This window comes from Fictibacillus marinisediminis, from assembly GCF_023149135.1.
Classification (GTDB): Bacteria; Bacillota; Bacilli; order Bacillales; family Fictibacillaceae; genus Fictibacillus_C; species Fictibacillus_C marinisediminis.
On sequence record NZ_JAIWJX010000002.1, the window covers coordinates 3447198 to 3472099 of the forward strand.

General features: G+C 44.6%; 29 protein-coding genes and 1 other annotated feature. Of the genes, 4 read left to right on the plus strand and 25 right to left on the minus strand.

The genetic code is table 11. The annotated features are described in order from the left end of the window. Nucleotides 1–69 precede the first annotated feature (69 nt). The 3 genes from LCY76_RS18390 to cspD form a co-directional block, all read right to left on the minus strand. On the minus strand, nucleotides 70–369 hold the full coding sequence (locus LCY76_RS18390; protein ID WP_336606266.1) for a glutaredoxin family protein: 300 nt from the start codon (nucleotides 367–369) through the stop codon (nucleotides 70–72). 141 nt (nucleotides 370–510) lie between these two features. Further along, nucleotides 511–1827, minus strand: a complete 1317-nt coding sequence (rpoN, locus tag LCY76_RS18395; RefSeq protein WP_248253830.1) for an RNA polymerase factor sigma-54 — start codon at nucleotides 1825–1827, stop codon at nucleotides 511–513. A 151-nt stretch (nucleotides 1828–1978) separates the two neighbouring features. Further along, a complete protein-coding gene (gene cspD, locus LCY76_RS18400) occupies nucleotides 1979–2179 on the minus strand; it encodes a cold-shock protein CspD (RefSeq protein WP_053357089.1) in 201 nt (66 codons plus the stop codon). A 269-nt stretch (nucleotides 2180–2448) separates the two neighbouring features. On the opposite strand from cspD, the gene yvfG reads away from it, so the two are divergent. Continuing rightward, on the plus strand, nucleotides 2449–2661 hold the full coding sequence (gene yvfG, locus LCY76_RS18405) for a protein YvfG (protein ID WP_053357088.1): 213 nt from the start codon (nucleotides 2449–2451) through the stop codon (nucleotides 2659–2661). Between the two features lie 212 nt (nucleotides 2662–2873). Then, nucleotides 2874–3473: an ATP-dependent Clp endopeptidase proteolytic subunit ClpP gene (gene clpP / locus LCY76_RS18410; protein WP_053357087.1), complete on the plus strand. Its 600-nt coding sequence runs from the start codon at nucleotides 2874–2876 to the stop codon at nucleotides 3471–3473. Between the two features lie 429 nt (nucleotides 3474–3902). On the opposite strand, the gene LCY76_RS18415 is transcribed toward clpP, so the two are convergent. The 16 genes from LCY76_RS18415 to LCY76_RS18490 all read right to left on the minus strand — a co-directional run bounded on the left by LCY76_RS18415 (nucleotide 3903) and on the right by LCY76_RS18490 (nucleotide 19129). Next, a complete protein-coding gene (locus LCY76_RS18415; protein ID WP_053357086.1) occupies nucleotides 3903–4160 on the minus strand; it encodes an HPr family phosphocarrier protein in 258 nt (85 codons plus the stop codon). Nucleotides 4161–4199: 39 nt separating this feature from the next. Further along, entirely contained in the window at nucleotides 4200–5144 is a 945-nt protein-coding gene (gene whiA, locus LCY76_RS18420; protein WP_248253831.1) for a DNA-binding protein WhiA, read from the minus strand. A gap of 89 nt (nucleotides 5145–5233) precedes the next feature. Next, nucleotides 5234–6178: a gluconeogenesis factor YvcK family protein gene (locus LCY76_RS18425; RefSeq protein WP_248253832.1), complete on the minus strand. Its 945-nt coding sequence runs from the start codon at nucleotides 6176–6178 to the stop codon at nucleotides 5234–5236. Beyond that, nucleotides 6179–7054 (minus strand): RNase adapter RapZ, encoded by an 876-nt coding sequence (rapZ, locus tag LCY76_RS18430; protein WP_053357083.1) that lies wholly within the window; start codon nucleotides 7052–7054, stop codon nucleotides 6179–6181. 88 nt (nucleotides 7055–7142) lie between these two features. Next, a complete protein-coding gene (locus tag LCY76_RS18435) occupies nucleotides 7143–7601 on the minus strand; it encodes an NUDIX hydrolase (RefSeq protein WP_248254718.1) in 459 nt (152 codons plus the stop codon). 240 nt (nucleotides 7602–7841) lie between these two features. Then, on the minus strand, nucleotides 7842–8786 hold the full coding sequence (gene trxB, locus LCY76_RS18440; RefSeq protein ID WP_248253833.1) for a thioredoxin-disulfide reductase: 945 nt from the start codon (nucleotides 8784–8786) through the stop codon (nucleotides 7842–7844). A 101-nt stretch (nucleotides 8787–8887) separates the two neighbouring features. Then, nucleotides 8888–10489, minus strand: coding sequence for a tetratricopeptide repeat protein (locus LCY76_RS18445; protein WP_248253834.1), 1602 nt, complete (start codon nucleotides 10487–10489; stop codon nucleotides 8888–8890). Between the two features lie 279 nt (nucleotides 10490–10768). Then, nucleotides 10769–12013 (minus strand): tyrosine--tRNA ligase, encoded by a 1245-nt coding sequence (tyrS, locus tag LCY76_RS18450; RefSeq protein WP_248253835.1) that lies wholly within the window; start codon nucleotides 12011–12013, stop codon nucleotides 10769–10771. 43 nt (nucleotides 12014–12056) lie between these two features. Further along, nucleotides 12057–12285 (minus strand) — a binding site (T-box leader). A gap of 262 nt (nucleotides 12286–12547) precedes the next feature. Then, the gene (gene hisI / locus LCY76_RS18455; protein ID WP_248253836.1) at nucleotides 12548–13330 is read right to left on the minus strand and encodes a phosphoribosyl-AMP cyclohydrolase; all 783 of its coding nucleotides are present in this window, start codon (nucleotides 13328–13330) and stop codon (nucleotides 12548–12550) included. Then, complete coding sequence (hisF, locus tag LCY76_RS18460; RefSeq protein ID WP_248253837.1) at nucleotides 13327–14085, minus strand: imidazole glycerol phosphate synthase subunit HisF; 759 nt, start codon at nucleotides 14083–14085, stop codon at nucleotides 13327–13329. Before hisF ends, hisI begins: the two co-directional genes overlap by 4 nt. Continuing rightward, nucleotides 14086–14814: a 1-(5-phosphoribosyl)-5-[(5-phosphoribosylamino)methylideneamino]imidazole-4-carboxamide isomerase gene (hisA, locus tag LCY76_RS18465; RefSeq protein ID WP_248253838.1), complete on the minus strand. Its 729-nt coding sequence runs from the start codon at nucleotides 14812–14814 to the stop codon at nucleotides 14086–14088. Continuing rightward, entirely contained in the window at nucleotides 14811–15446 is a 636-nt protein-coding gene (gene hisH, locus LCY76_RS18470; protein WP_248253839.1) for an imidazole glycerol phosphate synthase subunit HisH, read from the minus strand. The genes hisA and hisH overlap by 4 nt, the downstream gene beginning before the upstream one ends. Continuing rightward, nucleotides 15447–16037, minus strand: a complete 591-nt coding sequence (gene hisB, locus LCY76_RS18475; protein ID WP_062237961.1) for an imidazoleglycerol-phosphate dehydratase HisB — start codon at nucleotides 16035–16037, stop codon at nucleotides 15447–15449. Beyond that, nucleotides 16030–17310 (minus strand): histidinol dehydrogenase, encoded by a 1281-nt coding sequence (gene hisD / locus LCY76_RS18480; RefSeq protein WP_248253840.1) that lies wholly within the window; start codon nucleotides 17308–17310, stop codon nucleotides 16030–16032. Before hisD ends, hisB begins: the two co-directional genes overlap by 8 nt. Further along, entirely contained in the window at nucleotides 17307–17951 is a 645-nt protein-coding gene (gene hisG / locus LCY76_RS18485) for an ATP phosphoribosyltransferase (RefSeq protein WP_248253841.1), read from the minus strand. The genes hisD and hisG overlap by 4 nt, the downstream gene beginning before the upstream one ends. Continuing rightward, complete coding sequence (locus LCY76_RS18490) at nucleotides 17948–19129, minus strand: ATP phosphoribosyltransferase regulatory subunit (RefSeq protein ID WP_248253842.1); 1182 nt, start codon at nucleotides 19127–19129, stop codon at nucleotides 17948–17950. Before LCY76_RS18490 ends, hisG begins: the two co-directional genes overlap by 4 nt. A 252-nt stretch (nucleotides 19130–19381) precedes the next feature. Between LCY76_RS18490 and cax the strand changes: the two genes are divergently transcribed. Then, nucleotides 19382–20446 (plus strand): calcium/proton exchanger, encoded by a 1065-nt coding sequence (gene cax / locus LCY76_RS18495; RefSeq protein ID WP_336606287.1) that lies wholly within the window; start codon nucleotides 19382–19384, stop codon nucleotides 20444–20446. A 202-nt stretch (nucleotides 20447–20648) separates the two neighbouring features. Here the strand turns inward: cax and LCY76_RS18500 are convergent, their stop codons facing one another. After that, the gene (locus LCY76_RS18500) at nucleotides 20649–20891 is read right to left on the minus strand and encodes a zinc ribbon domain-containing protein (RefSeq protein WP_248253843.1); all 243 of its coding nucleotides are present in this window, start codon (nucleotides 20889–20891) and stop codon (nucleotides 20649–20651) included. Nucleotides 20892–20996: 105 nt separating this feature from the next. Here LCY76_RS18500 and LCY76_RS18505 point away from each other — a divergent pair, with 105 nt between their 5' ends. Continuing rightward, nucleotides 20997–22004, plus strand: coding sequence for a peroxiredoxin family protein (locus LCY76_RS18505; RefSeq protein ID WP_248253844.1), 1008 nt, complete (start codon nucleotides 20997–20999; stop codon nucleotides 22002–22004). Between the two features lie 5 nt (nucleotides 22005–22009). On the opposite strand, the gene LCY76_RS18510 is transcribed toward LCY76_RS18505, so the two are convergent. From LCY76_RS18510 to ppaX, 5 genes are all read right to left on the minus strand, one after another. Then, on the minus strand, nucleotides 22010–22450 hold the full coding sequence (locus LCY76_RS18510) for a GNAT family N-acetyltransferase (protein ID WP_248253845.1): 441 nt from the start codon (nucleotides 22448–22450) through the stop codon (nucleotides 22010–22012). 14 nt (nucleotides 22451–22464) lie between these two features. Further along, nucleotides 22465–22902, minus strand: a complete 438-nt coding sequence (locus LCY76_RS18515; protein ID WP_248253846.1) for a GNAT family N-acetyltransferase — start codon at nucleotides 22900–22902, stop codon at nucleotides 22465–22467. Nucleotides 22903–23026: 124 nt separating this feature from the next. Next, nucleotides 23027–23608, minus strand: a complete 582-nt coding sequence (locus LCY76_RS18520) for a hypothetical protein (RefSeq protein WP_248253847.1) — start codon at nucleotides 23606–23608, stop codon at nucleotides 23027–23029. 87 nt (nucleotides 23609–23695) lie between these two features. Further along, the gene (locus tag LCY76_RS18525) at nucleotides 23696–24211 is read right to left on the minus strand and encodes an acyltransferase (RefSeq protein ID WP_248253848.1); all 516 of its coding nucleotides are present in this window, start codon (nucleotides 24209–24211) and stop codon (nucleotides 23696–23698) included. Nucleotide 24212: 1 nt separating this feature from the next. Further along, nucleotides 24213–24854, minus strand: coding sequence for a pyrophosphatase PpaX (gene ppaX / locus LCY76_RS18530; protein WP_248253849.1), 642 nt, complete (start codon nucleotides 24852–24854; stop codon nucleotides 24213–24215). Nucleotides 24855–24902 lie beyond the last annotated feature (48 nt).

Sequence of the window (24902 nt, forward strand, 5' to 3'; positions counted from 1 at the left end):
CTATAAAAAAATGACTATGTTTAAGTCTCCTTCATTCTAACAAAACATGTGACAACATTTCAACAAAAATTACTTATTAATTGTAAGTAAACGCTTTCTTAATGATTCCTTATGAATCTGCCCGTACTGAATCTCTTCATCCGCTACCGTAATCACTGGGATCATCAGCCCATATTTTTCGATAAGTTCATCTGACCGGTAAATATCAACTTTTTGGATCTTCATCGGAATTTCCTCTTGAAGCTCCTCTAATATAGTATGCGCTTTGTCGCAGAGAGGACAATGGTGTTTTGTATAAAATGTGATCGAAAGTGGACTCATACTCAACATTCCCTTTTCATCTTTTTTTATTCGTACTCTTGTTATCATTATATATTAAAAACAAAGCACCTGGCTTAGTAAGAAAAGCGCAGGTGCCCGATTAGGTCCGACAAGCGCTGGAACTATTGCCCCGAAACACTTTTTTTGTGTTGAAGGGTAAGAGTGGAGCATCGCTTCTGCGGTCGTATGTCAGGAATATCTTTTCCGCTTGGAAGAGGAAGCGATGTTCAGCTCCTCTCTGTACTTGGCGACCGTACGCCTTGAGATGCTCAAGCCTTTTTCGCTGGCAAGCATTTCGGCAATCGCCTGATCAGACAGCGGCTTTGCTTTATCCTCTGCTTCAATTACTTTTCTTATGGCAAGCTTGGCGGTTTGGGCAGAAGCGTTCTCTCCATTTACCGTTTCAATTTTTGCTGTAAAAAAATATTTCAGTTCAAATGCGCCTTTCGGTGTTTGAATGACCTTGTTTTTAACGGCCCGGCTGACTGTTGATTCGTGCATGCCGATCCGTTCAGCTACTTCCCTTAAGGTAATCGGAACGAGATGTTCAGGGCCCCTTTTTAAAAAGTTCTGCTGAACTGAGACGATCTCTTTGGCGATCATGATGAGCGTGTTCTTTCTTTGTTCAAGGCTCTTCTGCAGCCATTGAAGCTTTTGATAATGTTCCTGCAAGTACTGTGCAGCACCGCTGGCCTTTGATTTTAATAAATGAGCATAGCTTTCATTCAGCTGCACTTTGGGCGTGAAATGATCGTTGATGGCGAGTTTGTACGTTCCATTATCTTCAATGACGGAAAGGTCTGGATACAGGTATCCCAGTTCACTGTGGCTGGACAATTTTTGCCCCGGCTTCGGATCAAGAGTCAGAATAAAGTCGGCAGCCTGTTCGACAGCCTGTACATTCGTTCCAAGGGCAGCAGCAATCTGCTTAATTTTTCGGTCTGCGAGCTGATCAAGGTGAGTATCAGCGATAAGGTAGGACAGATCATCCTCCATGCCAAGCGATTTCAATTGCAGTAGAAGACATTCCCTAAGGTTACGGGCTCCAATGCCTGCCGGCTCCAGCTGATGAAGCCAATCTATGGCTTCTTCATATCTTTCAGTGCTGATTCCGAAACGCTGTTTAATTTCATCTTCCGTTATATCCAGATATCCGGCCTGGTCTATATTTAAGATGAGATAGCGGACAACAGCTGCAATCTCATCTGATGCAGGTATGGCTAACGCTTGATGAAGCAGGCGGTCGTGCATGGTTTCTTCAGCAGGCTGCATCATCCCGATCACATCCGCATCTTGCATTGTTTTACTTTTTTGAAGCGCTTTCTTTTTATCGTTATTAAAAAAGGCTGGCGAATCCGCCAACTCAATGAGAGGATTTTCTACCGCTTGTTCTTGTAAAAATTGAGAAAGTTCATAGCAAGGATATTGCAGGATGGCAATGGCCTGGCGAAGCTCTGCAGTCATGACAAGACTTAAATTTTGTTGTTGAAATAATCCCAGCTCCATTATAAATCCCTCCTGTTACTATGATACTATAGAATGTCAGCAGGCAACACTGAAAAAGATTTGAAGTTCCTTCCATCAGGTTAACACTGCTGGAGTTTGCGATTTTTGGGCACAAAAAAAAAGGACCATTACTGGCCCTTTTATCACGCTATTAAAGTTTAGTAACGTTAGCAGCTTGAGGTCCGCGAGCACCATCAACGATTTCAAAAGATACTTCTTGACCTTCGTCTAAAGATTTGAAACCTTCAGATTGGATAGCAGAAAAGTGTACGAATACATCGTCTCCACCTTCAACTTCGATGAAACCGAATCCTTTTTCTGCGTTGAACCATTTTACTTTCCCGTTTTGCATGGGTATATCCTCCTGTCGGCGCGTTAAAGCGCTTTAAAAATTGGAACCATGTGACAATGCTACAAAAACTAAAAGAAAACACATATTGTTTACATCCAGTCATAATAACACGTATATGGTCAGCACAACTATATCATGGTAATTTCCAATTGTCAAAACAAGGCGCTTAATTTATTTGGTGCCAATCACCAAGAATAATTTTCTGTTTTGGTGCCTGGCACCGGAATCTGATACTATATAAACAGTTGAAACGAAGGAGTGCTGCAACCATGGCTGAACAATTTTCAGTGGCTTTTTTTGAAGAAAATTTCAAACAATACATCGAACGGAACAAGGATGTGTTTACGAAATCGCACGCAATGAATGCCTATTACCGATCCATTGTCGGAACCCTCATCAATGACCATCTCAACAAAAACGCAGAAATCGTCCGCCGGATCCGAAATCTCGAAACAGCTTATACAAATGTAAAGAATAGCTAATCCTCTTTAACTATAAAACTTTTGACGTGCCCTACGTTTAAAACCTGGTGACGCGGGAATGATGATGATAGTCTAAACATATTGTTAAATAAAGGATTGTGAAGCCTCTACATAGAATTATCAACAAAGAAGCTTTTCGTTTGACCTTTTTTGACCTTTTTTGTATGATGTCAGTAACACACGAAAAACACACCATAAAAGGAGGATTATTCATGAATTTAATTCCTACAGTTATTGAACAAACGAACCGTGGTGAACGTGCATATGATATTTACTCTCGTCTGTTAAAAGACCGTATTATCATGCTTGGAAGCGGAATTGATGACAATGTATCCAACTCTATCGTAGCTCAGCTGCTCTTTCTTGCTGCCGAGGACCCTGAAAAGGATATCTCCCTATACATAAACAGTCCTGGCGGATCCATCACAGCAGGTATGGCGATTTATGATACGATGAACTTCATCAAGCCTAACGTTTCCACGATCTGCATCGGTATGGCGGCTTCCATGGGAGCATTCTTGCTTGCAGCCGGTGAAAAAGGAAAACGCTATGTACTTCCAAACTCTGAGGTTATGATTCACCAGCCTCTAGGCGGAACACGCGGACAGGCAACAGACATTGAAATTCATGCTCGCCGTATCATTCAAATGCGCGAACAGCTTAACAAAATTCTTTCTGAAAAAACAGGCCAGCCTCTTGAAGTGATCGAGCGCGATACAGACCGTGACAACTTCATGCTAGCTGAGGATGCTGTAAAATACGGACTTGTTGACCGTGTCATCTCTTCCGTAGAAGATCCTAAAAACATTTAATGAAATGAAAACAAGAAAGCCGCTCATCTTTTTACGAGCGGCTTTTATTTTGGGGAGATGATCATGAACCTATATAATATCCTCGTTTCCATCGGAGTCATCGTCATCGTAATTTTAATATTGGCGATGTTCGCCCGGACAAAACGGTAAAGCTTCTTCGGTCCGGGCTTTCAAGCAGAGGGATATAGTTTAAAAAATATGAGTTTGGCTAGTATTTCTTATATTTCGGCCAGTAAATCCGAGTTTTGGATTGTAAATATCATTTCCAGCCAGTATTTCTCCGTTTTGGCCAGTAACCGGCAATCTGCGAACCCGACATGCGGTAAAACACCCCATAACAAAAAAAACAGGGCAAAAGCTCTTCGATGATGATAGTATCATATCGAACCCGCTTTTGCCCTTTTACTTCTTCTATTTTCTTCAAGAAACCTAGTTCTGCTCCGTAATGAAGGCTTCAAGCCCCTTGATCGCTTCTTCTTCATCATGTCCGCTTACAGAAATGGTAATATCGACGCCAGATCCGATGGCTAGGCTCATGATTCCCATAATACTTTTTGCGTTGACTCTTTTTCCGTCTTTTTCTACAAATACTTCAGAGTTGTAACGGTTCGCTTCCTGCACAAATAAGGCAGCCGGACGAGCTTGCAATCCGGTTTTCAACTGAACAGTTACCTTCTTCTCGATCATTGCTGTTCCTCCTTTTAAAGATTAGTGTGTAATTATGTTTTATTTCGAAATGGGTTGTCCTAACCGAATTTTGTTAGCGATTTCATCAATTTTCCGAAGCCTGTGGTTGACGCCCGATTTGCTTACTGCGCCTGAAGAAACCATCTCACCTAGCTCTTTAAGCGTAATTTCCTGATGGGCAACGCGGAGTTCAGCGATCTCGCGGAGTTTGTCAGGAAGAACTTCGAGACCAACCTGGTTTTCAATAAATTTGATATTCTCGACCTGCCTCATTGCTGCACCCACTGTTTTGTTCAAATTGGCGGTTTCGCAGTTTACGAGGCGGTTGACGGAGTTTCTCATATCCTTCAAGATCCTGACGTCCTCAAAATAGAGCATAGCGTTGTGCGCTCCAATTAAAGTAAGGAACTCAGATATCTTTTCCCCGTCTTTCAAATAAATAATGTATCCTTTTTTGCGTTCGAGCATTTTTGCCTTTAGATCAAAGGTGTTCATCAGCTCGCACAGGGCTGCTGTATGTTCCTCATACATTGAAAAAATCTCAAGATGGTAACTCGTTTCCGGATGATTGATAGATCCTCCGGCAAGAAAAGCACCTCGCATGTATGATCGGCGGCAGCAGGAATTCTTTTGAATGTTTTCTGCGATCCCCCGGTTGAACGTGAAGGTTTCATCTATGATATTTAAATCCTCCAGAAGAGCTCTTGCTTCCTGAGTGAGCCTGACGATGTACACGTTGTTTTTCTTCAGCCTCATTTTTTTCCGGACCAGGAGTTCCACATGAAAGGAATACACTCTCTTGATCAATGTATAGATAAGCCGGGCAATGGCGGCATTCTCAGTTGGAATATCCAGCACGATCTGGCGGTTCGAAAAAGAGATGGAACCATTCATTCGGATCAGCGCTGCCAATTCCGCCTTTGCACAGCAATCTTTCATCTCCAGTTGGGTCAGTTCTTTTTTTGTTTCTGCCGCAAAAGACATCTTTTTCACCCCTCTTCTATCCACTACGGTAACGTGAGGGTTGGATAGCTGTTATTCAGCCTTCAATTTCTGAAAAAACTACTCCTTTATCACAGTAATGAAAGAAGCAGTTCAGATACACGTTTCGCATCATGGCGCACTAAAGTGCCATATTGAATTATATTATCACTAATGATCTTAAAACCAAAAGATTTTAAACGATCCATATCCCAGGTAACCTGTTCGGCTCCCTCTTCGCGATAGAGTTCCAAAAATTCTTCAGGAATAATTTCATTGTTAACGATCACGACATCAACGATTTTATCGCCCACGTGATCAATCAGTGCCTGAACATGGTCACTTGCTGAAAAGTGGTTCGTTTCCCCTTTTTGAGTCATGGCGTTACAAACATAAACTCTAGGCACCGTTGACTTGAGAACAGCGTCCCGAATACCGCCAACCAATAAATTGGGCAGGATGCTCGTATAGAGACTTCCGGGTCCCACAACAATCAGGTCAGCCTCATTGATCGCGTTTACGCTGGCCTCTAATGGTTCGATATGGTCAGGCGTAAGAAACACACGCTTAATTCGTTTATTGCGGAGAGGAATTTTGGACTCCCCGGTAATAAATGAACCATCTTCATATTCTGCGTTTAAGATGACGCTTTTATTAGCCGCAGGCAGCACTTGCCCTCGGACATTCAGCACCTTGCTCAATTCCCTGATCCCCATGACAAAATCCCCGGTGATGTCATGCATGGCAGCCAGCAGCAAATTCCCCAGGGAATGGCCGGTAATCCCGTCACCTGTCGTAAAACGGTGCTGAAAAAGCCGTTCCACCAGAGGTTCAACCTCAGAGAGTGCAGCAAGGACGTTGCGCACGTCTCCCGGTGGTGGCATATCGTAATCTTTTCGGAGGCGGCCAGAGCTGCCTCCATCATCAGCAACGGTAACGATCGCCGTAATGTCTACGGGAAAGCTCTTTAAGCCTCTGAGAAGAACGGAAAGCCCGGTGCCTCCTCCCAGAACGACTATTTTAGATATAGGTTTCATTTAAGACTTATCCTTTCCCATGTCACGATGGCTGCTCAATGTAACAAACTCTTTGGACAAAGCATTCTTAATGTACTCTGCTAGAGCAACCGAGCGGTGTTTTCCGCCTGTGCAGCCAATTCCGATAATCAGCTGGCTTTTCCCTTCCCGCTTATATTGTGGAATCATAAAATTTAATAGATCGATAAGCTTTTCAAGAAAAGTCTTTGTTTCAGGCCACCGCAATACATATTCTGAAATATCCGGTTCTAGTCCAGTCCTTGGCCGCATGTGGTCAATGTAATGCGGGTTCGGCAAAAATCGCACATCAAATACGAGATCGGCATCGATCGGCATCCCGTATTTAAAACCAAATGACATGACATTTACGGTAAATGGATGGGACTTTTCCGATGAAAATCGCTCAATAATCTTTTCACGGAGCTGAATCGGTTTAAGGTCCGTTGTATCGATTACTTGCTGAGCACGGCCTTTTAGCTCTTCCAGCATTTCACGTTCCTGCATGATTCCCTGAAGAGGGTTTCCGCTTTTCGCCAGGGGATGTGACCGTCTTGTTTCTTTGTATCTGCGGACGAGCGCTGCATCCTTGCTTTCAAGGTAAATAATCTGCGGCTGAATGTGAGAGTGGACAGGCAGCTGATCAAGCGTTGAAAAAAGCTGGTCAAAAAACTCTCGTCCCCTTAAGTCCATGACAAGTGCCACTTTATTCAGCTTTCCATGTGACTCCTCCATAAGCTCAACAAACTTTGGCAATAATGCGGGAGGAAGATTATCAACACAAAAGAAGCCCAGGTCTTCAAAACTCTGCATCGCTACTGTTTTTCCTGCCCCAGACATCCCAGTTATAATTACCATTTGAACGTCCTGCTGTTCCATAACCGTTCCCCCCCTCTTATTCTAAAAATCGTTAAAATATCGTTGATGTATTGTATGTGTTTGATCCTGTCGCCGTGTAAACTGCCTATCAAGCGGGATCGAGGCGATAGGACAGCAGTTCAAAATCCGGTGTATACGTGAACGTTCCAAAAATCATTCCCGTCCCGGTGAGAACATAATCCAAAATATGATGATCTCCAGGCGCCATCGGCAATGAACGTATTTCAGATGCTGGCTTCCAGGCCAGAATTCCTTCATCAGACTCTTCAAGCGCCTCTCCTTCAGCTTCGGTTGCCAAGAAGGTGAACATCATCCATTCAGAAATAATCTTGTCTTTTTCTTTGATAATAAAATTAAATACACCCTTCAGCTGAGGGTTTTTAATATAAACCCCTGTTTCTTCACGATATTCCCGAATGACAGAATCCCTGATGGATTCCTCTGACTCCATCTTGCCGCCAGGGGCTACCCACCAGCCTCTTCTTGGTTTCTGCAAGAGAAGCACTTCGTTTTCTTTGACTAAAACACAGTTTGTTACTCTTTGCACAATGTTCACCTCAATCACCTGTTACATTAACTTTAGTATACTAAAAAATGCCACTCCTCACAATGAACACGTATCTCTATTATTAAGGGATAGAACTAGTATTCCACAAAAAAAGGGCGCGGAATGCTTCCGCGCCAAAAGTCTTGCAATTTATAAAAAGGGGGTCAATTTCTTATTATTTATAGTACCCCATTTTTATTTCACCACTGTTACAGTCTGATTAAAACAGAATTACGAATTTTACGCTTTTATTCTTTCCTTTAATTCCTCAACAAAATGCTGTGCCGATTGGGCTGCAATGCTTCCGTCTCCTGTTGCCGTAACGATTTGGCGAAGCGTTTTTTCCCTTACATCGCCTGCAGCAAAAATGCCGGGAATCCGTGTTTCCATAAGCTGATTCGTTTCAACATAACCCGCTTCGTTTGTAATCCCCAAATTGACGAAAGCGCCATTCAAGGGAAGCATACCAACGTAGATGAATACACCGTCTGCAGAAAACTCACGCTCTTCACCAGTCTCGGTGCTGACAAGCGTTAATTTGCTGACCTTATTGTTCTCACCATGGATTTCTTTGACGGTATGGTTATATAAGAAATCGACTTTCTCATTATCGAAAGCACGCTGCTGAAGAATCTGCTGGGCACGCAATTTATCACGGCGATGCACGATAGTTACTTTGCTCGCAAAACGTGTAAGGTAGACACCTTCTTCAACCGCAGAGTCTCCCCCGCCGACAACAACGAGCTCTTTATTTTTAAAGAACGCTCCGTCACATACCGCACAATAGGAAACGCCGCGTCCGCCAAGTTCTTTTTCACCTGGCACTCCAAGCTTTTTATATTCTGCGCCCGTTCCTATAATGATCGATCTTGCTTTAAATTCTTTCCTTCCGGATACGACCGTTTTGTATTCCTCGCCGTCGATGATCTCTTTCACATCACCGTAAGCATACTCCGCACCGAATTTTTTCGCATGTTCAAACATTTTATTGGACAGTTCTGGCCCCAAGATCGTTTCAAACCCTGGATAGTTCTCTACATCTTCTGTATTGGCCATCTGTCCGCCCGGGATCCCGCGCTCAAGCATCAATGTGCTGAGGTTTGCCCTGGACGTATAGACAGCCGCAGTCATGCCCGCAGGACCTGCGCCGATGATTATAACGTCATAAATTTTTTCTTCACTCATCATGATCCACTCCTTTGATCCTTCCCCAGAACATCTGTCTGCAAATCTTTATATTGTAGTTACATGGTATCGGCCAAAGGCTTTTTCGTCCATAGATTTGCTCAATCTACCCGTTCAAGGCCTCTTTTGATAAATTGAATGCGCGAGGAGAGCATGGAAACCGTTATTCCATACAGCTCGGCGATCTGGCGCTGGGTTGCGCCGTCTTTTCGTTTTCTTGACACATAATCAATAGCCGCAGCTATCGCCTTATCATTTCTGAGCAGCGAGCTGTCAGAACGAGCCAGAATCATCGTTTCCAGCCATAAGAACGTCACATCGTCATCAATGGAAGCTCCATTTTCCTTCAGGATAGAAAGGATGCTCAGCCCACTTGCAATGGTCGCAGAAACATTCTCTATGATCTGCTCTCCATCTTCTCCTTGTATGGAAACCTTTGTACCCGGACTCATCTCTACTAAAAGACTGGCCGCTACTTCTTTAAGGACGGTATGTTCATCATCCCTTGTGCAAAATTCCTGTAGGGTTTCAATGTTTTCTTCGCTATTATTCCCACGCAGTAAGGTTAAATGCACCAATTTACTTTTTTGCAGACCGCGTGCCACGTTATTAAAGCGCTGCATGAAATCCCTTTTTTGGGCATTCTCCTGTTTCACAAACGAAGGCACTCGGTATTGATAATCAGCACCTGTGACCGTCAGCTCGCCATTTTGCGCTTTCTCAAGATAATAAGAAGCGACCTGGCTTTTCGGATCAAGTTCCTGTGCCTTTGACCAGCAGTTTATTGCCCGCTCGGTCCGGCCAAGCGCATGGAATGAAACAGCCAGTAAATGAAGATAGGAAGGATCACTGTAGTAGTAATGTTTGTTGATGGATGCCAGCCAGCGGTTAGCCCAGTCATGCTCATTAAAGATGCCGAACGTGCTGCCAAGTTTATAGCGATGGTCAGGATGAATTGGATAGACCTTTTTCATCCCCTCAACCATTTCAGCAGCCTCTTCTTTTTTCCCCAATTGCTCGTAAAAAATAGCAAGATTACAGAGGGCATTCAAATTGCCCGGATTTTTATCCAGGATGGACGTGAGCACGTTCAATGCTTCCTCAAATTCATTTAAATAAAAATGAGTAAGAGCAAGATTGTTATACGCAGCCCAAAACGTAGGATGCTTGCTGATGAGTTCGGCCAGCTGTTTTTTCGCTTCCTTCAAGTCGCCTTTTTCAATACTGTGCCGGGCCTCTTCATGGCCGATGATCAATTCCTCTTCCTCTGTTAAAGCTTCACTTCCGGTCTCAAAATTGATCAAATCGATCAGTTCAAGTGCATCATCAAAAAATTCACCGTCAGGATCTTTTTTCATATAAAGCGAGGCATAGGTTTCGGCTTCTGAAAACATTCCCAAATGCGCATAGTTGTTCGCCATAAAAAAGTAACACTCACTAATATCCTGTCCCATTGTTTCAAGCACCTGCACTAAATACAGGTTAGATTTATCATATTCACCCAGCTCGGCCAATGTGGATGCGAGCTGGCAATAAAATGCAGGTTCTTCGGGCTGCAGATACACAGCTCGTTCAAATAATTTTCTTGCTTTATCTAAATCCTTCTTCTGGTAAGCTTTAATACCCCGGTGGAAATAATATTCTCCATCCTGCATGAAAGGAAGTATGCGCATGTCACTTTCCGCGTGATTTTCCTTTTTCATTCTTTCCTCCAATTTCTATGTAAAAAGCATATTACATAGCCTTTATTTCTAGCCGTTCGTTTTCAACCCAAAAAAGTATACCATACACCAAAAGCGTCTTACATACCCTTTTTAAACTTTGTCAATGAAACTTTCGACAAAGGTTTTATTAAGATTTCATTTTAATCTATGGATCTTTAAAAAACAGCAAGCAAATTGAAAAAATATTGCTGTTTTTGTCCTGAAGCTTCTTAAGACAGAAAACCACCGTTTCCTGAAGTGGAAAACGGTGGCCTCAATTTATACAGTTAATTTAACAAACTTTCTTTTTCCTACTTGAACGATTGTATCATCTTTTATCTCAATCTCAAGTTTTACGTCTGACACCTTTTCTCCATTAAGCTTCACCCCGCCGTTCTGAATCATTTTACGGGCTTCACTCTTGGAACTTAACAACTGCAGTTCAACAAGAAGTTCAACGACAGCAACATTTTGATCGCCATTCCACTTCACTTTCGGGATGTCCTCAGGCAATGCTCCTTTTTGGAAAACACGCAGAAAATGATGTTCTGCTTTTTCTGCTGCTTCCTTTCCGTGAAACATCCGGACAAAAGTCTTGCCTAGCTGGATTTTCGCGTCACGAGGGTGGAGGATTCCTTCTTTTAGATCCTCTTTCAGCTTGTTCTTTTCTTCCACCGTGTAGTCTGTGGCCAAATCAATGTACTTCGGCATCAGTTTATCAGGAATGGACATCGTCTTTCCGAACATCTCATTCGGCTCTTCATTGATTCCGATGTAGTTGCCTTTTGATTTTGACATCTTTTCAACACCGTCAAGACCTTCAAGTAAAGGCAGCAGCATCACGGCCTGTTTCTCTTTTTTATAGTGTTCCTGCAGGTGCCTCCCCATCAGCACGTTAAAATGCTGATCAGTTCCCCCGAGTTCAAGATCACTTTCCAGAACAACAGAATCGTAGCCTTGCATAAGCGGGTAAAAGAATTCATGAAGAGAGATCGCCTTGCCCGTAGAGATCCGCTCTGTAAAATCATTTCGTTCCAGCAAACGAGCAACGGTTATTTTGCCTGCCAACTGGATGACATCCTCAAAGTTCAATTTGGAAAGCCAGTCGGCATTATAATGAAGCTCCACCTTTTCCATATCCAGCACTTTGCCGAACTGCTCAAAATAGGTTTGCGCATTGTGTTTCACTTCTTCATCTGTCAGCTGCTTCCGTACAGCGGATTTTCCAGTAGGATCCCCGATCTTGCCCGTAAAATCTCCAATGATGAGCTGGATAATGTGCCCGTTTTGCTGAAACTGCTTCAGCTTCTGCAGAACGACCGTGTGTCCGATATGAACGTCCGGAGCAGAGGGATCCAAACCAAGTTTTACTTTTAGAGGCTTATTCTCAAGCAAGGACTTTGCAATCTTCTGTTTAAACTCTTCAGCAGGAATGATCTCCTGTACACCATTGGCATACAGCGCATATTGACGCTCCAGCTCGCTCGTTTGGTCAGCTGACAATCGTTGAATAAAATCTTTCATCCTAATCATTCCTCCTTAAAAATATAAAAAACCACATCCCTAAAAAAGGGACGTGGTTTTTGCACGCGGTACCACCCTTGTTGAAGCTTAAAGCTTCCACTCAAGCGAATTAACGGTTCAGGCCGTTCTCTGCTACTGATCTGAAATGAACAACCGGTTCACAAAGAAAGTTCGAGGAGGTAATTCATACTTATCTGTGTACCGGTTCACACCACCCACCGGTTCTCTGAAACAGGGAGATAACTACTACTGATTCCTCTCATTACTTTTTTCTCAATTGGTTTCTCACTAGTTTAGTGTATTCAGTGGGGGAATTCAAGTTTATTCCAGGGATTTGGTTTGGAGGCGTTTGTTGTGGTGGTGAAGAAGTCTGATTAGTTAGATTGGATCAATTAAGTGCTTGTTTGGCTCAATTAATTTGAGTTAGACTCCAATTATTCTCCAGTTGGCTCAATTATCCCTGATTTACGCTCAATTCATCATTTCATCGCACAAAAAGGCCGCCGAACATCCCGGCGGCCCCACAATTGCTTTTTATTTTCGATCCTTGGAAGTATGTCGCTCTTCTAATACGCCCAAAACTTCAGCAAACGGAAGCTTTTGTTCCTGCAAAAGGACAAGAAGGTGATAAATCAAGTCGGCTGCTTCCCATTTCAGTTCTTCTTTGTCGCGATTCTTTGCGGCAATGATCACCTCTGAAGCTTCTTCTCCGACCTTTTTCAATATCTTGTCCACACCTTTATCAAAAAGATAGGTAGTGTATGCTCCCTCAGGCATCTGCCGCTCTCGCTCGGCAATCAGCCCCTGCAGCACATTAAGTATTTCAGGAGATTTACTTCCTCCTGCTTTGCCCGGAACAACATCCCCGTACGATGTTTTCCCTTCAGTGGCTGATCCATCGGTGACTGACACGTCGGTGGCTGGCACGTCGGTGACTGGCACCGAACTTATGGTGCCTGTAACCGAACCTCGTAGAAGCTCTTGATCAACCGAACCTCGCAGTGATGCTTCCCCAGAAAAACAACTCTCAGCCCCGGTATGGCACGCAGGGCCCTTCGGATCGACAAACACGACGAGCGCATCCTGGTCGCAGTCCATGCGGATGTCCACAACTTTTTGCGTGTTGCCGGACGTTTCACCCTTGTGCCAGAGCTCCTGGCGGGAACGGCTGTAGAATACCGTTTCACCAATCTCGAGTGTTTTTTTCAGTGATTCTTCATTCATATAGGCAAGGGTAAGCACCGTTTTCGTTCGGGCGTCCTGAACGATGGCCGGCACCAGCCCTTTTTCATCAAACTTTACGGAAGACACATTCATCGGATCACCACTCCTTTTTCTTTTAGCTCTTTCTTTACTTCTCTAACCGACGTTTCCTTATAATGAAAGATGCTGGCAGCAAGACCTGCATCTGCTTTTCCTTCTGTAAAAGCTTCATGGAAGTGCTGTGCATTCCCCGCTCCGCCGGATGCGATGACCGGAACCGTAACTGCTTCACTTACTGCTTTCGTCAGTGCCAGATTAAAACCGCTCTTTTCTCCGTCCTGATCCATGCTCGTCAGCAAAATTTCGCCTGCACCCCGCTTGACCGCCTCTTTCGCCCATGCCGTTACTTCCCACTCGGTCGGTTTTCTGCCCCCATGAGTATAGACACGCCAAGAACCAAGAGATTCATCATACTTGGCATCGATCGCTGTGACAATACATTGGGAACCGAAGTAATCAGCTCCTTCTGTAATGAGCTCAGGGCGCAAAAGTGCAGCTGTATTAACAGAAACTTTATCGGCGCCTGCTCGCAGCACACGTTTCATGTCTTCCAGTGAATTGATGCCTCCACCTACGGTAAACGGGATGGCAAGCTGACTCGCCACCCGGTCCACGACATCGATCATCGTCTGCCGGCCTTCATGAGAAGCGGAAATATCAAGAAAGACAAGCTCATCCGCACCTTCCCGGTCATAAAAAGCTGCAAGCTCGACCGGATCACCAGCGTCAATGAGGTTGACGAACTGTATGCCTTTTACAACTCTGCCTTCTTTGACATCAAGACAGGGAATGATTCGTTTTGTCAGCATTTATTTCACCTTCTCCAGCGCTTCCTCTAGTGTAAATCTGCCTGTGTACAGTGCTTTCCCGATAATCGCACCGCCAATGCCGCGGTGGTCTTTTTTCAGCGTTTCAAGATCAGCCAGAGAGCTGATGCCTCCTGATGCGATCACGTTTTTACCCGTTAGACCGGCTAGCTGGCCGATCGCTTCGGTGTTCGGCCCTTGCAGGGTACCGTCCTTCGAGATATCTGTAAAAATAAACGTCTCTGCTCCTTCATTCGACAGCCGCTCAGCAAGATCAGCCGCTTTGATCTCCGACGTGTTCAGCCATCCTTCAGTCGCCACATAGCCGTCTCGAGCATCAATTCCAATTGCAATCCGTGCTCCGTAAGTACGAAGCATTTTTAGTACAAACTCCGGATTGGAAATCGCCGCGCTTCCCAGGATCACACGGTTCACTCCCTCTTCCAGATAGAAGGCCACATCCTCTTCCGTGCGTATTCCGCCTCCTATCTGTACAGAAACCTGAAGTTCTTTGGCGACTCGGACAGCATGCTGGTGATTGACCCTCTCCCCCGACTTTGCACCATCAAGATCAACCATATGAATCCATTTTGCACCCGCTTCCGCGAATTGCTTGGCCATGTCAAAAGGGGAATCTCCATAAACGGTTTCCTGATTATAATCTCCCTGCAGCAGCCTTACGCATTTCCCGCCGCGCATATCAATGGCTGGATACAATAAAAATTCACTCATGCCTTCGCCTCCTCTGCCAGATTGCAAAAATTGCTTAAAATCGTCATGCCGACTTCTGAACTTTTTTCCGGATGAAATTGTGTACCGAAAATATTGTTCTGTCCGACTACCGCGGGCACGCTTTGGCCACCGTATTGCGCCTGGGCAATCAAACAATCGCTGTCACCCGTTTGGACCGCATAGGAATGAACAAAATAAACATAGCCTTCATCCAGGTTTTCAATCAACGGAGAAGTTCGGTTGTACTCAAGCTTATTCCATCCCATATGCGGTACTTTGTACGTCTCACCGCTGCTCGTTTTTCCTGAGAAACGTTCGACTGTTCCGGGAAGCAGACCTAACCCTTTGGTGATGCCATTTTCCTCGCTTTCTTCAAAAAGAATCTGCATGCCGAGGCAGATACCGAGCAGCGGCTTTCCTGCAGTTGCTTCTTCTTTAATAAAATCTGCCAGTCCTGTTCCGTTTAAAATGGCCATGGCGTCCTTAAACGACCCTACACCCGGCAGGAGAAGCTTATCTGCTTTTGCCAGCTCTTCTATTTGATCAGAAAGAAAGTAAGGCTGATCAAGGCGTTCGAGGGCGGAACTTACGGAGTGCAGGTTCCCCATCCCGTAATCGATAATGCCGATCATTTATAACATCCCCTTTGTTGAAGGAACACCCTTCACACGGGGATCGATAAGGGTCGCTTCATCTAACGCTTTCGCGAAGGCCTTAAATACGGCTTCAATCATATGATGGGTGTTTGTTCCGTAATGCACAATTACATGAAGATTCATTCGTGCTTCCAGTGCAAGCTTCCAGAAAAACTCGTGCACAAGCTCTGTATCAAATGTCCCTACCTTTTGAGAAGGGAATTCTGCGCGAAACTCAAGATGAGGACGGTTGCTTAAGTCGATGGCCACTTGGGCAAGGGTTTCATCCATCGGCACAAAAGCGTTCCCATAGCGCTTAATCCCCTTTTTATCGCCAAGAGCTTCCTTGATTGCTGTTCCAAGACAGATTCCAACATCCTCTGTCGTGTGGTGATCATCAATCTCCGTATCTCCAGTGGCTTTCACCGATAGATTAAATAAGCCATGCCGGGTAAACCCGTCCAGCATGTGGTTTAAGAAAGGAACAGGTGTGTCGATGTCCGATTGTCCTTCGCCATCAATGGAAAACTCCAGGGCGATCTGCGTTTCTTTTGTATTTCTTTCTATTGAATAGGTTCGGTTACTCATGTTCAGTTTCCCCCAATCGCTTCTCTACTGCCCGTGCGTGTGCTTCCAGACCTTCGAGCCGGGCAAATGCGGCTATCTTTTTAGCGTTATCCTTAATGGCTGTTTCACTGTACATGATGACACTTGATTTTTTCGTAAAATCGTCCACATTGAGCGGCGATGAAAAACGTGCGGTTCCACTGGTCGGCAAAACATGGTTGCTGCCGGCAAAGTAATCACCAACTGGCTCTGAGCTGTTCGGGCCAAGAAAAATTGCACCCGCATGTTTAATTTGCCCCAGCAGTTCCATCGGGCTTTCCGTCATCACTTCCAAATGCTCCGGTGCGATTTCATTGATTAGATGGATGCCGTCTTTCAAATTGTCCACGAGATAGATGGCCCCATAATTCCGTACCGCTTCTCCTGCGATCTCTCTGCGTGGAAGCGTCTGCAGCTGCTTGTCCACTTCTTCTGCCACTTGTTCTGCCAGGACTTCTGATGTTGTTACCAAAACAGCCGCTGATCTCGGATCATGCTCCGCCTGTGAAAGCAAGTCAGCAGCAATGTAGGAAGGATTGGCAGTCTGATCAGCCAATACAGCGATTTCACTCGGACCTGCAATCATATCAATATCGACCGTTCCAAATACTTCACGTTTCGCGAGTGCCACATAAAGGTTTCCGGGTCCAACAATTTTATCTACGTTCTGGATCGTTTCTGTTCCGTAAGCAAGAGCCCCAATGGCCTGTGCTCCGCCGCTTTTATAGATCTCAGCCACGCCGCTTTCATTGGCGGCTACCAGGACACCAGCCGGGAGCTTCCCGTTTTTGTCAGGCGGGGAAATCAGCACGATCCGCTCTACGCCAGCCACCTTTGCTGGTGTTACACCCATAAGCACGGACGAAGGATAAGCTGCTGTACCACCGGGAACATACACGCCTACGGAATCAAGCGGTGTAATTTTCTGGCCAAGCAGTGTACCATCCTGTCTAGTAAAAAACCATGATTGCTTTTTTTGCTGAACATGGTATTCCTCTATGTTCCTGGCGGCTTCTTTTATGATTTCAACCATTTCATCGTCGATTTCCTCGTATGCCTGCCGAATTTCTTCTGGTGACACCTGCAGTTCCTTCAGCTGCACTCCGTCAAACTTCTCTGTCAGCTCAAAAAGTGCGGCATCTCCCTGTTCTTTTACCTGGTTTAAGATACTTTTGACAGAAGAAAGCTGAGCTTCAGAGTCCTGATCGATGCCTCGCTGTAAACTTTTTAGGTCTATCGCTCTCTCAATCTTCACAGTACTTCCTCCTTGCTCTCTACCACTTTGCTAAGACGTTCGACCAGCTCATCAATAACCCCTGCTTTCATGCGGTAGCTCGCTGGATTGACGATGATTCTGGACGTAATTCCCCGGATTTTTTCCATTTCTACAAGGCCGTTCTCCTTCAATGTTCTTCCGCTAGAAACGATATCGACAATGCGGTCCGCCAATCCGATCAGCGGAGCGAGCTCAATGGATCCATTCAATTTGATGATCTCCACCTGTTCTCCCTGCTCCCGGAAATACTGTGCCGCCACATTCGGATATTTCGTCGCAATCTTAGGTGCCACCGAGTTTTCTCTTTGTCCGGGAAGGCCGGCCACAGCCAGATAACAGCCGCTGATTTTCAGGTCCAGGACTTCATATACATCCCGTTCTTCTTCAAGCATTACGTCTTTTCCAGCGATCCCTACATCTGCAACGCCGTGCTCCACATAAGTGGGAACGTCCATCGGCTTGGCCAGGATAAAACGCATCCCTGCTTCTTCTATTTCAATAATGAGTTTTCTCGAATCTTCAAATTCGGGAGGCAGCGGATAACCCGCCTGGCGCAAAAGCTCTACTGCTTCCTGAAAAATCCGCCCTTTTGGCATTGCTACCGTTAATAAGCTGCTCATTGTACCTCCCCTTTCTCCGGTTTGCCGATATAATAAATGACTTCTTGAAAACGGCCGCTGTATTCATCAACGCTGCCGACCCCTGAAATATCCTGAACAACAGCAGATAGCCCTTTTTCGCGAAGTTCTCTTGATTTTTCGATGGCTTCTTTTCTGCGGTCCGGACTAAAAACGATGCATGTTCGAGGGTTAAGTGGCTCTTTCACGTTCAATGCCTCGATCAAGTAATCAAGCCGGATACCGAAACCGATCGCCTGCGCACTCCTGCCGAATTCACCGAGCAGCTGATCATATCTGCCTCCGCTGCATAGCGGAAAGCCAAGCTCATTGGTATATCCTTCGAAAACGATGCCCGTGTAATAGCTCATATGGCTGAAGAGCGTAAAATCAAGGACGACTTTATCTTTTACTCCGTACAAATCTAAAATTGAAAAAAGCTCCTGTAAATCAGCAACTGCTTTTTTCCCTCCAGGTGCTGACATATCTTTGGCCTCATCCAGGATCTCTTCTCCTCCCCGCAGGTGAAGCAGTTCCAGCAATCGTTTTTTATCAATGGACGACAGTGCCAGGTTTTTCACATGACTGGCATAGCCTACATAATTTTTTTCATATAAATATCGCAAAAGTTCTTCTGCTCGCTCAGCGTTTCCGAGCACTTCAAGAAAAAGTTCATTAAGGAATCCAATATGCCCCACGGCCACTTTAAACTCTTGCAGTCCTGCCTTTGAGAGGGCTGACACCATGAGCGCGATAACCTCCGCATCCGCACTTGAAGTTCCATCGCCAATCAGTTCGACGCCTACTTGTTCAAATTCTGCAGGGCGGCCTCCTTCCCGCTGCTGTGAACGGAATACAGCCGAATCATATGCCAGACGAATGGGATACGAAACATCTTTCATGCTCGAAGAAACCACTCGGGCGATCGGCGCTGTCATGTCTGGCCTGAGGACGAGCGTTTTTCCTTCTGAATCCATTAGTTTAAAGAGCTGCTGATCCAGGATCGCAGATGCTTCGCCTACTGTATCGTAATATTCTAAAGTAGGGGTTTGAATGAACTGATAGCCCCATCCTTTGATCTCCTGTTCCATCACCTTACGAACCTGCTGTTTTACTTGATATAACACGGGAAGAGTATCTCTCATCCCCATTGGTTTTTCGAAAACAAACGGCTTTGACATTGACTCACACCTTCACTTCGCTTTAGTTCGCTAATATACTACCGAGATAAAATATACGTTGTAGTCTACACCTCTTTTTGTCATTCGTCAACCGAAAGAGCGGGAATGCAACACTTGCAGCCTTGACCCTTTTATCGATAAAATACGTTACAGACGGATGAAAAAGGGAATACTTGATGGGAGCTAAAAACATAGGATTCACTTCAGTTAATTTAGTATTTCACAAAAAAACTCTACTATAAAGGAGCATACATATTGATTAATCGCATTTTTTTCATCGGAATTATACTAGGAATTCCTTTATCTGTTGTCGCCAGCCTGATGCATTGGCCAGCAGTTGCTTCATTTATTATTTATTGCATCACGATTGTTGCCCTGGCTTCATTTATGGGAAGAGCGACCGAGAGCCTTGCCATTACAGTCGGCCCCAGGGTCGGAGGGCTGCTTAACGCCACTTTCGGCAATGCCGTAGAACTGATCATTTCTATTTTTGCCTTAAAAGCCGGATTAGTTTCAGTCGTGCTCGCATCTTTGACAGGTTCAGTATTGGGGAACCTTTTGCTTGTCGGGGGACTTTCGTTCTTTATCGGCGGCCTGAAGTTTAAACGGCAAAAGTTTAATGTGCATGATGCCCAGCACAACGCGGGATTAATGATTTTTGCCATTGTTGTAGCTTTTGTTTTCCCTGAAGTATTCTCATTGACACTTGATAATCACGAATCTTTTACATTGAGCATTTGGGTTTCTGCGATCATGATCGTCCTTTACTTGGCTGCCCTCTACTTTAAGCTTGTGACTCATCGCGGCGTTTATGCCTATGACGAGGAAAGCGGAGAGCATGATGAAGAAGAAGCGGCAGAGTGGACGAAGAAGAAATCCATCACTGTTCTATTCCTCGCAACCTTGGCTGTTGCGTACATTTCAGAAAACCTCGTGCATACGTTTGAAGAAGTAGGCAGAGCACTTGGCTGGAGCGAAGTATTCATCGGTATTATCATCGTCGCAATCGTTGGTAATGCAGCTGAACATGCTTCTGCTGTATTGATGGCCTACAAAAACAAAGTTGGAGTAACTGTTGAAATCGCCGTCGGTTCAACACTCCAAATCGCCATGTTTGTTGCTCCTGTTCTTGTTCTTGCTTCCATGTTCTTTGAGAAGCAGATGTCACTAGTCTTCTCACTGCCTGAACTCGTTTCGATGGTCTTGGCTGTGTTCCTGACCATCTCCATTACGAATGATGGGGATACCAACTGGTTTGAAGGCTTGACCCTTCTCGCAGCCTACCTGATTATGGGTGTTGGATTCTATCTTTTGTAACAAAAGACATATTGTTTATCCAAGATGATGTTTAGGGTATGTTGGGATTGAAGAGTCTTATAAAAAATGACTTGAGGGCCTCTCTCAAGCATCAGTATGAGAGGTTTGACATGAATGTAAATCCATACCATATGTTCTATAAAATTTTTAGTAAAAAAGCTTCAGCAGCGAGAACATGATGTTCCGCTGTCTGAAGCTTTTTTCATCCGAAGAAGATGTCCATGATCGTCCCGAGCTGCCCTTTCTTCCCTTCCAGAATGGACGGATTGTAAACCTCCACACATCCGCAGTTCTCACACGATACAAACAAATAATGGTTATGCTGGATATCGAGAAGCTTGCTTAAGCCTGATCCTGTCATGGCAAGTTCCTTCGTTTGGCATCGGTCATGCTGGCATTTCACACATTTAAATCTTGAACGTATTTCATCCGTTACACGGCTCATTATTCATCACCCTTTTCATGATTTTCTCTATCATACTTGTCCCTTACCGTGGATAAGGTAATAGTAATAGTAATAATATGTTTTTAAGGAAGGCGGTTATGATCGATGCCAGAAGTTATTCAGCTGGGGACCTTACACTTGAACACTCAGCTTTTGCTCCTATTGTTATCTGGAATGTTTGCTTATGGAGTGGTGCATTTTAAAGCCAAAAAGGAAACCAAAGGGTATTCAGAAATCAATCTAGTCTGGAATGCCGCAGCCCTTATCCTGTTCATATGGAAAATAAGCTATTTTTTCCTACACCCGTTATTGGCGATTAAGCACCCCAGTTACCTTCTCTATTTTTCAGGAGGCACACCGGGGCTGGTTTTGGGGACGATCGCTGCTGGTTTGTATGTTTTAATTGCTCTGAGCAGAACGCATGCATCAGCATCCTCTTTATTATTCACTGGCACACTCTCCGGAACTGCCTTCTTCATGTTTTACGAGGGTGTTCATGCTTTCTATGAAAAAAGCATCGTGTCCGCTGCTTTTTCCACCGTATCATGCGGAATATTTTTTGTTCTTCTTTTCATGAAAAACAAACGTGTTCACAGACTCAGCTCGCTTGTACTAGCAGCTCTTGTTTTGCTTTCTTTAGCCGGAACCGCCACTATCGAGAATAAAAAGCTTCCAGCCGCTGAAGCAGGAGCATCAGGCTTGAAAAGAGGCAACACCCCGCCTGATTTCAGACTAAACTCTATGGACGGGAAAACGATCTCACTTTCCCAATATAAAGGAAAAACAGTGTTTCTGAACTTTTGGGCCAGCTGGTGCCCTCCGTGCCAGGCTGAGATGCCGGAGATGCAGCGTTTTTATAAAGAACATGGAAGCAAAGATGTGGTCATTCTCGCCGTGAATCTTACATCTGAAGATTCACGTGAAGCGGCCAAAACATTTGCCAAAAAGCATCACGTCACCTTCCCTGTTTTATATGATGAAAAGGGGAAAGTGGGTGGAAAGTATCATGCGTTTACCTTACCAACGACGTATGTCATAGACAAAAGCGGCACGATCGCCCAGCTTCATATTGGTCCCCTGAGCGCAGACATGATGGAATCACTCATTCAATAGATCATTCACAGCTTTTTTTCCAGGATGATCTTTGGCTCTCCCTTGCTGTCGGTATACGTCCCAATGATGTCAAAACCACATTTGATATTGAGGATCAGCATACTTCTCCATTTATTCTTGGTCTTCGTCTGAACCGAATGATAGCCTTCTCTTTTTAGCCATTCGTGCTGCCTCTTCATTAATTCTGATGCCAGTCCTTGCTTTCGATATTCTGCTTTAATTCCTCCTAACCAGCTATAATATCGGCCGTTTTTCTGTTCATATCCCATCTTAAATCCAGCCAGCTCTCCATTCCGTGAAACGGCAAGGATGGAGAGCTTTTTCTTGCCCTTAAGCTCTGCGAACAATATTTTTCGGTCCTGTCCAAAAATATCTTCATAGAGCTGATGCAGTTCTTCATGATGGACCGCTTCAGATTCCGATATAAAATGATAGGTATCTTTCATTCGTCAGCTTCTTCCTACAGCGTTTTTCGAAAAGAATAGCAGTATCGTTCATAGCCCATCCTGTCTTCGTAGAAGCGATGAGCATCTTTCCGCTGAACTCCCGATTCCAAAGAGGCAAATTCACAGCCCTCTTCTTTAGCCCATTGGTGCACATGATCCAGCAATTTTTCTCCGTATCCTTTTGATCGGTGATCCGGATGAGTAACAAGATCATAAACAAAAACGTGTTTTTTATTATAAAAATTGGTCCGTACGATAATTCCCGCAACAGCCGCTGCAACTCCCTCCTGCTCAAGAGCAAAAAGGCGATATCCCTCCTTTGACATGATTTGCATGAGCTCCAAGTACTCCTGCTGAGACAGTTCCGTTCTCAGCTCTTTCATCACAGTAAACCCTTTGAGCCACTCGGAATCGCCAATCAGTTCTTTTACAGTTCCAGTCATCATTTCCATGTTAAACCCTCCATTTCAGCTGTCTTATTACTTCTCTAAATGATGCTGAATTCCTTGAGGGACCTTTTTTAAACAAAATAAAAAAACCAATGCATGTATCCGCATTGGTTTTTCTCAGCAAAATTTAATGTTTTCTGCGCAGCCTTTTAACTTTTACAAATTGAGATACGAATTTTTCCACTTCTAAATCCCGGCATAATAAATAAAACCGGTGATGGTGTCCGTCCTTCATTTCAGACAGATGGCAATCCAGGTGTTCGTCCAATTCGTCCCGTGAAACGCTGACTGTATATTTTTTACCATGGTTCGGAATTTCGATGTTTACATGATTAAGGAAATGGAGTTCTTTCAGCAAATAAACCGTGGAATCAAGGAGTAGTTGGTACACTGCTTCTTCAGTGCCTAAGTAGTGTAAGTAGTCTTCCTTCCCGAGTGCGGAATGAGGTACCAGCCTGCGAAAGGAGGCATAATCACCATAATAATAGATACTGGCTTTATCATCATGCAGCTCATAGTGCTTTACAAATGCACTTCCTTTTAACCGGGAAACCGTAGTGCGAAAACGGTAAGCGTCTCTTGTTGCAAGAAGTTCTGTGTTGCTGCTGGCTTGGGATGCAGAATGTTGACCCATGGTGCTATCGTCCATGAGATGGCCTACTTTGAATGTATCTCTTACAAAAAATACAGAAAAAGATTTTCGATTCAAGTTTCTTCCCTCCTGCTTACCGAGTTGTCTTGTTTCTAGTATACTCCTTACGCAATAAAAACCCAAGAGCCGAAAGCACGACAAAATTCAACTTTTTTCCCGCTCCCGTCCTTCCATTTCTTCTTTCGTATATATGATTTGCATGGGATTTCCACCGACAAAGGCCCCTGCGGGTACATCTTTATGAACGAGTGTGCCTGCAGAAACAACTGCACCATGTCCAATCGTGACCCCTGGAAGAATCGTGCTATTTGCACCGATCATCACTTCATCCCCGATGATCACATCACCAAGCCGGTACTCCCGGATCAAGTATTCATGTGCGAGAATCGTCGTGTTATAACCGATGACCGTATTTCGGCCAATCGAAATCCGCTCGGGAAACATGACATCCATCATCACCATCAGGGCGACCGCTGTATCTTCTCCTACCTTCATACCGAGAAATGTCCGGTAGATCCAGTTTTTCACGGGCAGAAAGGGAGTATAGCGCGATACCTGGATGGCAGCAAAATTCTTTGCCACCTTCCAAAAAGGCACCGTGGCATAGACCTGGTAAAGCGAATTTTTGCCTTGAACAGGGTACCGTTCCGTTTTTCTCACTTTATTTCTCTCCTAAAATGGCCAGCAGGTCCGTCATTTCACCCAGCATATAATCTGGTGAAAACTCCTCAAGATACTCACGGCCCCGAATGGTCCAGGCCACTCCTGCTGTTTTTGTCCCCGCATTTTTTCCTGACAGAATATCATACTTGCTGTCACCGATCATGATGGCTTCCTCGGGTTTGGCATTCAGTAGAGCCAGTGCTTTTTCCACAGGTTCCGCATCTGGCTTGGCCCGCTCCACATCATCGAGCGTAACGATCGTATCAAAATAGCGGTCAAGACCCTCAAGTTTAAGCCCCAGGTTAACGGAACGCCTCATCTTGGTAGTCACGATGCCAAGTTTGTAGCCGTTTTTATGCAGCGTCTCGATCGTTTCAATCACCCCTTCAAACTCTGTAACGAGTTCCTCATGGTGAGAAAGGTTATGGTCTTTGTACGTTTCAATGAGTTCTTTGACTTGGTTCTTGTCAAAGTGCTCCATCGTTTCAGTCAGCGGCATCCCCATCAGAGGAATAATATGTTCGCGATTGTATTGTTCAGGGAAAAACTTATCAAGCGTATGAAGATAAGAAGCAATGATCAGTTCGTTCGTGTTGATAAGCGTTCCGTCTAAATCAAATAAAGCCGTATTGATTTTCATAGCATGAGAGTCCTTTCGTGTTGTTCTGTCTGGCTTTTACTTAAAGGG

What these genes read in the sequence shown, in the direction of transcription:
- LCY76_RS18390 (WP_336606266.1), bottom strand. Translation starts at nt 369, where the DNA reads ATGATAACAAGAGTACGAATAAAAAAAGATGAAAAGGGAATGTTGAGT.
- rpoN (WP_248253830.1), bottom strand. Translation starts at nt 1,827, where the DNA reads ATGGAGCTGGGATTATTTCAACAACAAAATTTAAGTCTTGTCATGACT.
- cspD (WP_053357089.1), bottom strand. Translation starts at nt 2,179, where the DNA reads ATGCAAAACGGGAAAGTAAAATGGTTCAACGCAGAAAAAGGATTCGGT.
- yvfG (WP_053357088.1), top strand. Translation starts at nt 2,449, where the DNA reads ATGGCTGAACAATTTTCAGTGGCTTTTTTTGAAGAAAATTTCAAACAA.
- clpP (WP_053357087.1), top strand. Translation starts at nt 2,874, where the DNA reads ATGAATTTAATTCCTACAGTTATTGAACAAACGAACCGTGGTGAACGT.
- LCY76_RS18415 (WP_053357086.1), bottom strand. Translation starts at nt 4,160, where the DNA reads ATGATCGAGAAGAAGGTAACTGTTCAGTTGAAAACCGGATTGCAAGCT.
- whiA (WP_248253831.1), bottom strand. Translation starts at nt 5,144, where the DNA reads ATGTCTTTTGCGGCAGAAACAAAAAAAGAACTGACCCAACTGGAGATG.
- LCY76_RS18425 (WP_248253832.1), bottom strand. Translation starts at nt 6,178, where the DNA reads ATGAAACCTATATCTAAAATAGTCGTTCTGGGAGGAGGCACCGGGCTT.
- rapZ (WP_053357083.1), bottom strand. Translation starts at nt 7,054, where the DNA reads ATGGAACAGCAGGACGTTCAAATGGTAATTATAACTGGGATGTCTGGG.
- trxB (WP_248253833.1), bottom strand. Translation starts at nt 8,786, where the DNA reads ATGAGTGAAGAAAAAATTTATGACGTTATAATCATCGGCGCAGGTCCT.
- LCY76_RS18445 (WP_248253834.1), bottom strand. Translation starts at nt 10,489, where the DNA reads ATGAAAAAGGAAAATCACGCGGAAAGTGACATGCGCATACTTCCTTTC.
- tyrS (WP_248253835.1), bottom strand. Translation starts at nt 12,013, where the DNA reads ATGAAAGATTTTATTCAACGATTGTCAGCTGACCAAACGAGCGAGCTG.
- hisI (WP_248253836.1), bottom strand. Translation starts at nt 13,330, where the DNA reads ATGAATGTGTCTTCCGTAAAGTTTGATGAAAAAGGGCTGGTGCCGGCC.
- hisF (WP_248253837.1), bottom strand. Translation starts at nt 14,085, where the DNA reads ATGCTGACAAAACGAATCATTCCCTGTCTTGATGTCAAAGAAGGCAGA.
- hisA (WP_248253838.1), bottom strand. Translation starts at nt 14,814, where the DNA reads ATGAGTGAATTTTTATTGTATCCAGCCATTGATATGCGCGGCGGGAAA.
- hisH (WP_248253839.1), bottom strand. Translation starts at nt 15,446, where the DNA reads ATGATCGGCATTATCGATTACGGGATGGGGAACCTGCACTCCGTAAGT.
- hisB (WP_062237961.1), bottom strand. Translation starts at nt 16,037, where the DNA reads ATGAGTAACCGAACCTATTCAATAGAAAGAAATACAAAAGAAACGCAG.
- hisG (WP_248253841.1), bottom strand. Translation starts at nt 17,951, where the DNA reads ATGAGCAGCTTATTAACGGTAGCAATGCCAAAAGGGCGGATTTTTCAG.
- LCY76_RS18490 (WP_248253842.1), bottom strand. Translation starts at nt 19,129, where the DNA reads ATGTCAAAGCCGTTTGTTTTCGAAAAACCAATGGGGATGAGAGATACT.
- LCY76_RS18500 (WP_248253843.1), bottom strand. Translation starts at nt 20,891, where the DNA reads ATGAGCCGTGTAACGGATGAAATACGTTCAAGATTTAAATGTGTGAAA.
- LCY76_RS18505 (WP_248253844.1), top strand. Translation starts at nt 20,997, where the DNA reads ATGCCAGAAGTTATTCAGCTGGGGACCTTACACTTGAACACTCAGCTT.
- LCY76_RS18510 (WP_248253845.1), bottom strand. Translation starts at nt 22,450, where the DNA reads ATGAAAGATACCTATCATTTTATATCGGAATCTGAAGCGGTCCATCAT.
- LCY76_RS18515 (WP_248253846.1), bottom strand. Translation starts at nt 22,902, where the DNA reads ATGGAAATGATGACTGGAACTGTAAAAGAACTGATTGGCGATTCCGAG.
- ppaX (WP_248253849.1), bottom strand. Translation starts at nt 24,854, where the DNA reads ATGAAAATCAATACGGCTTTATTTGATTTAGACGGAACGCTTATCAAC.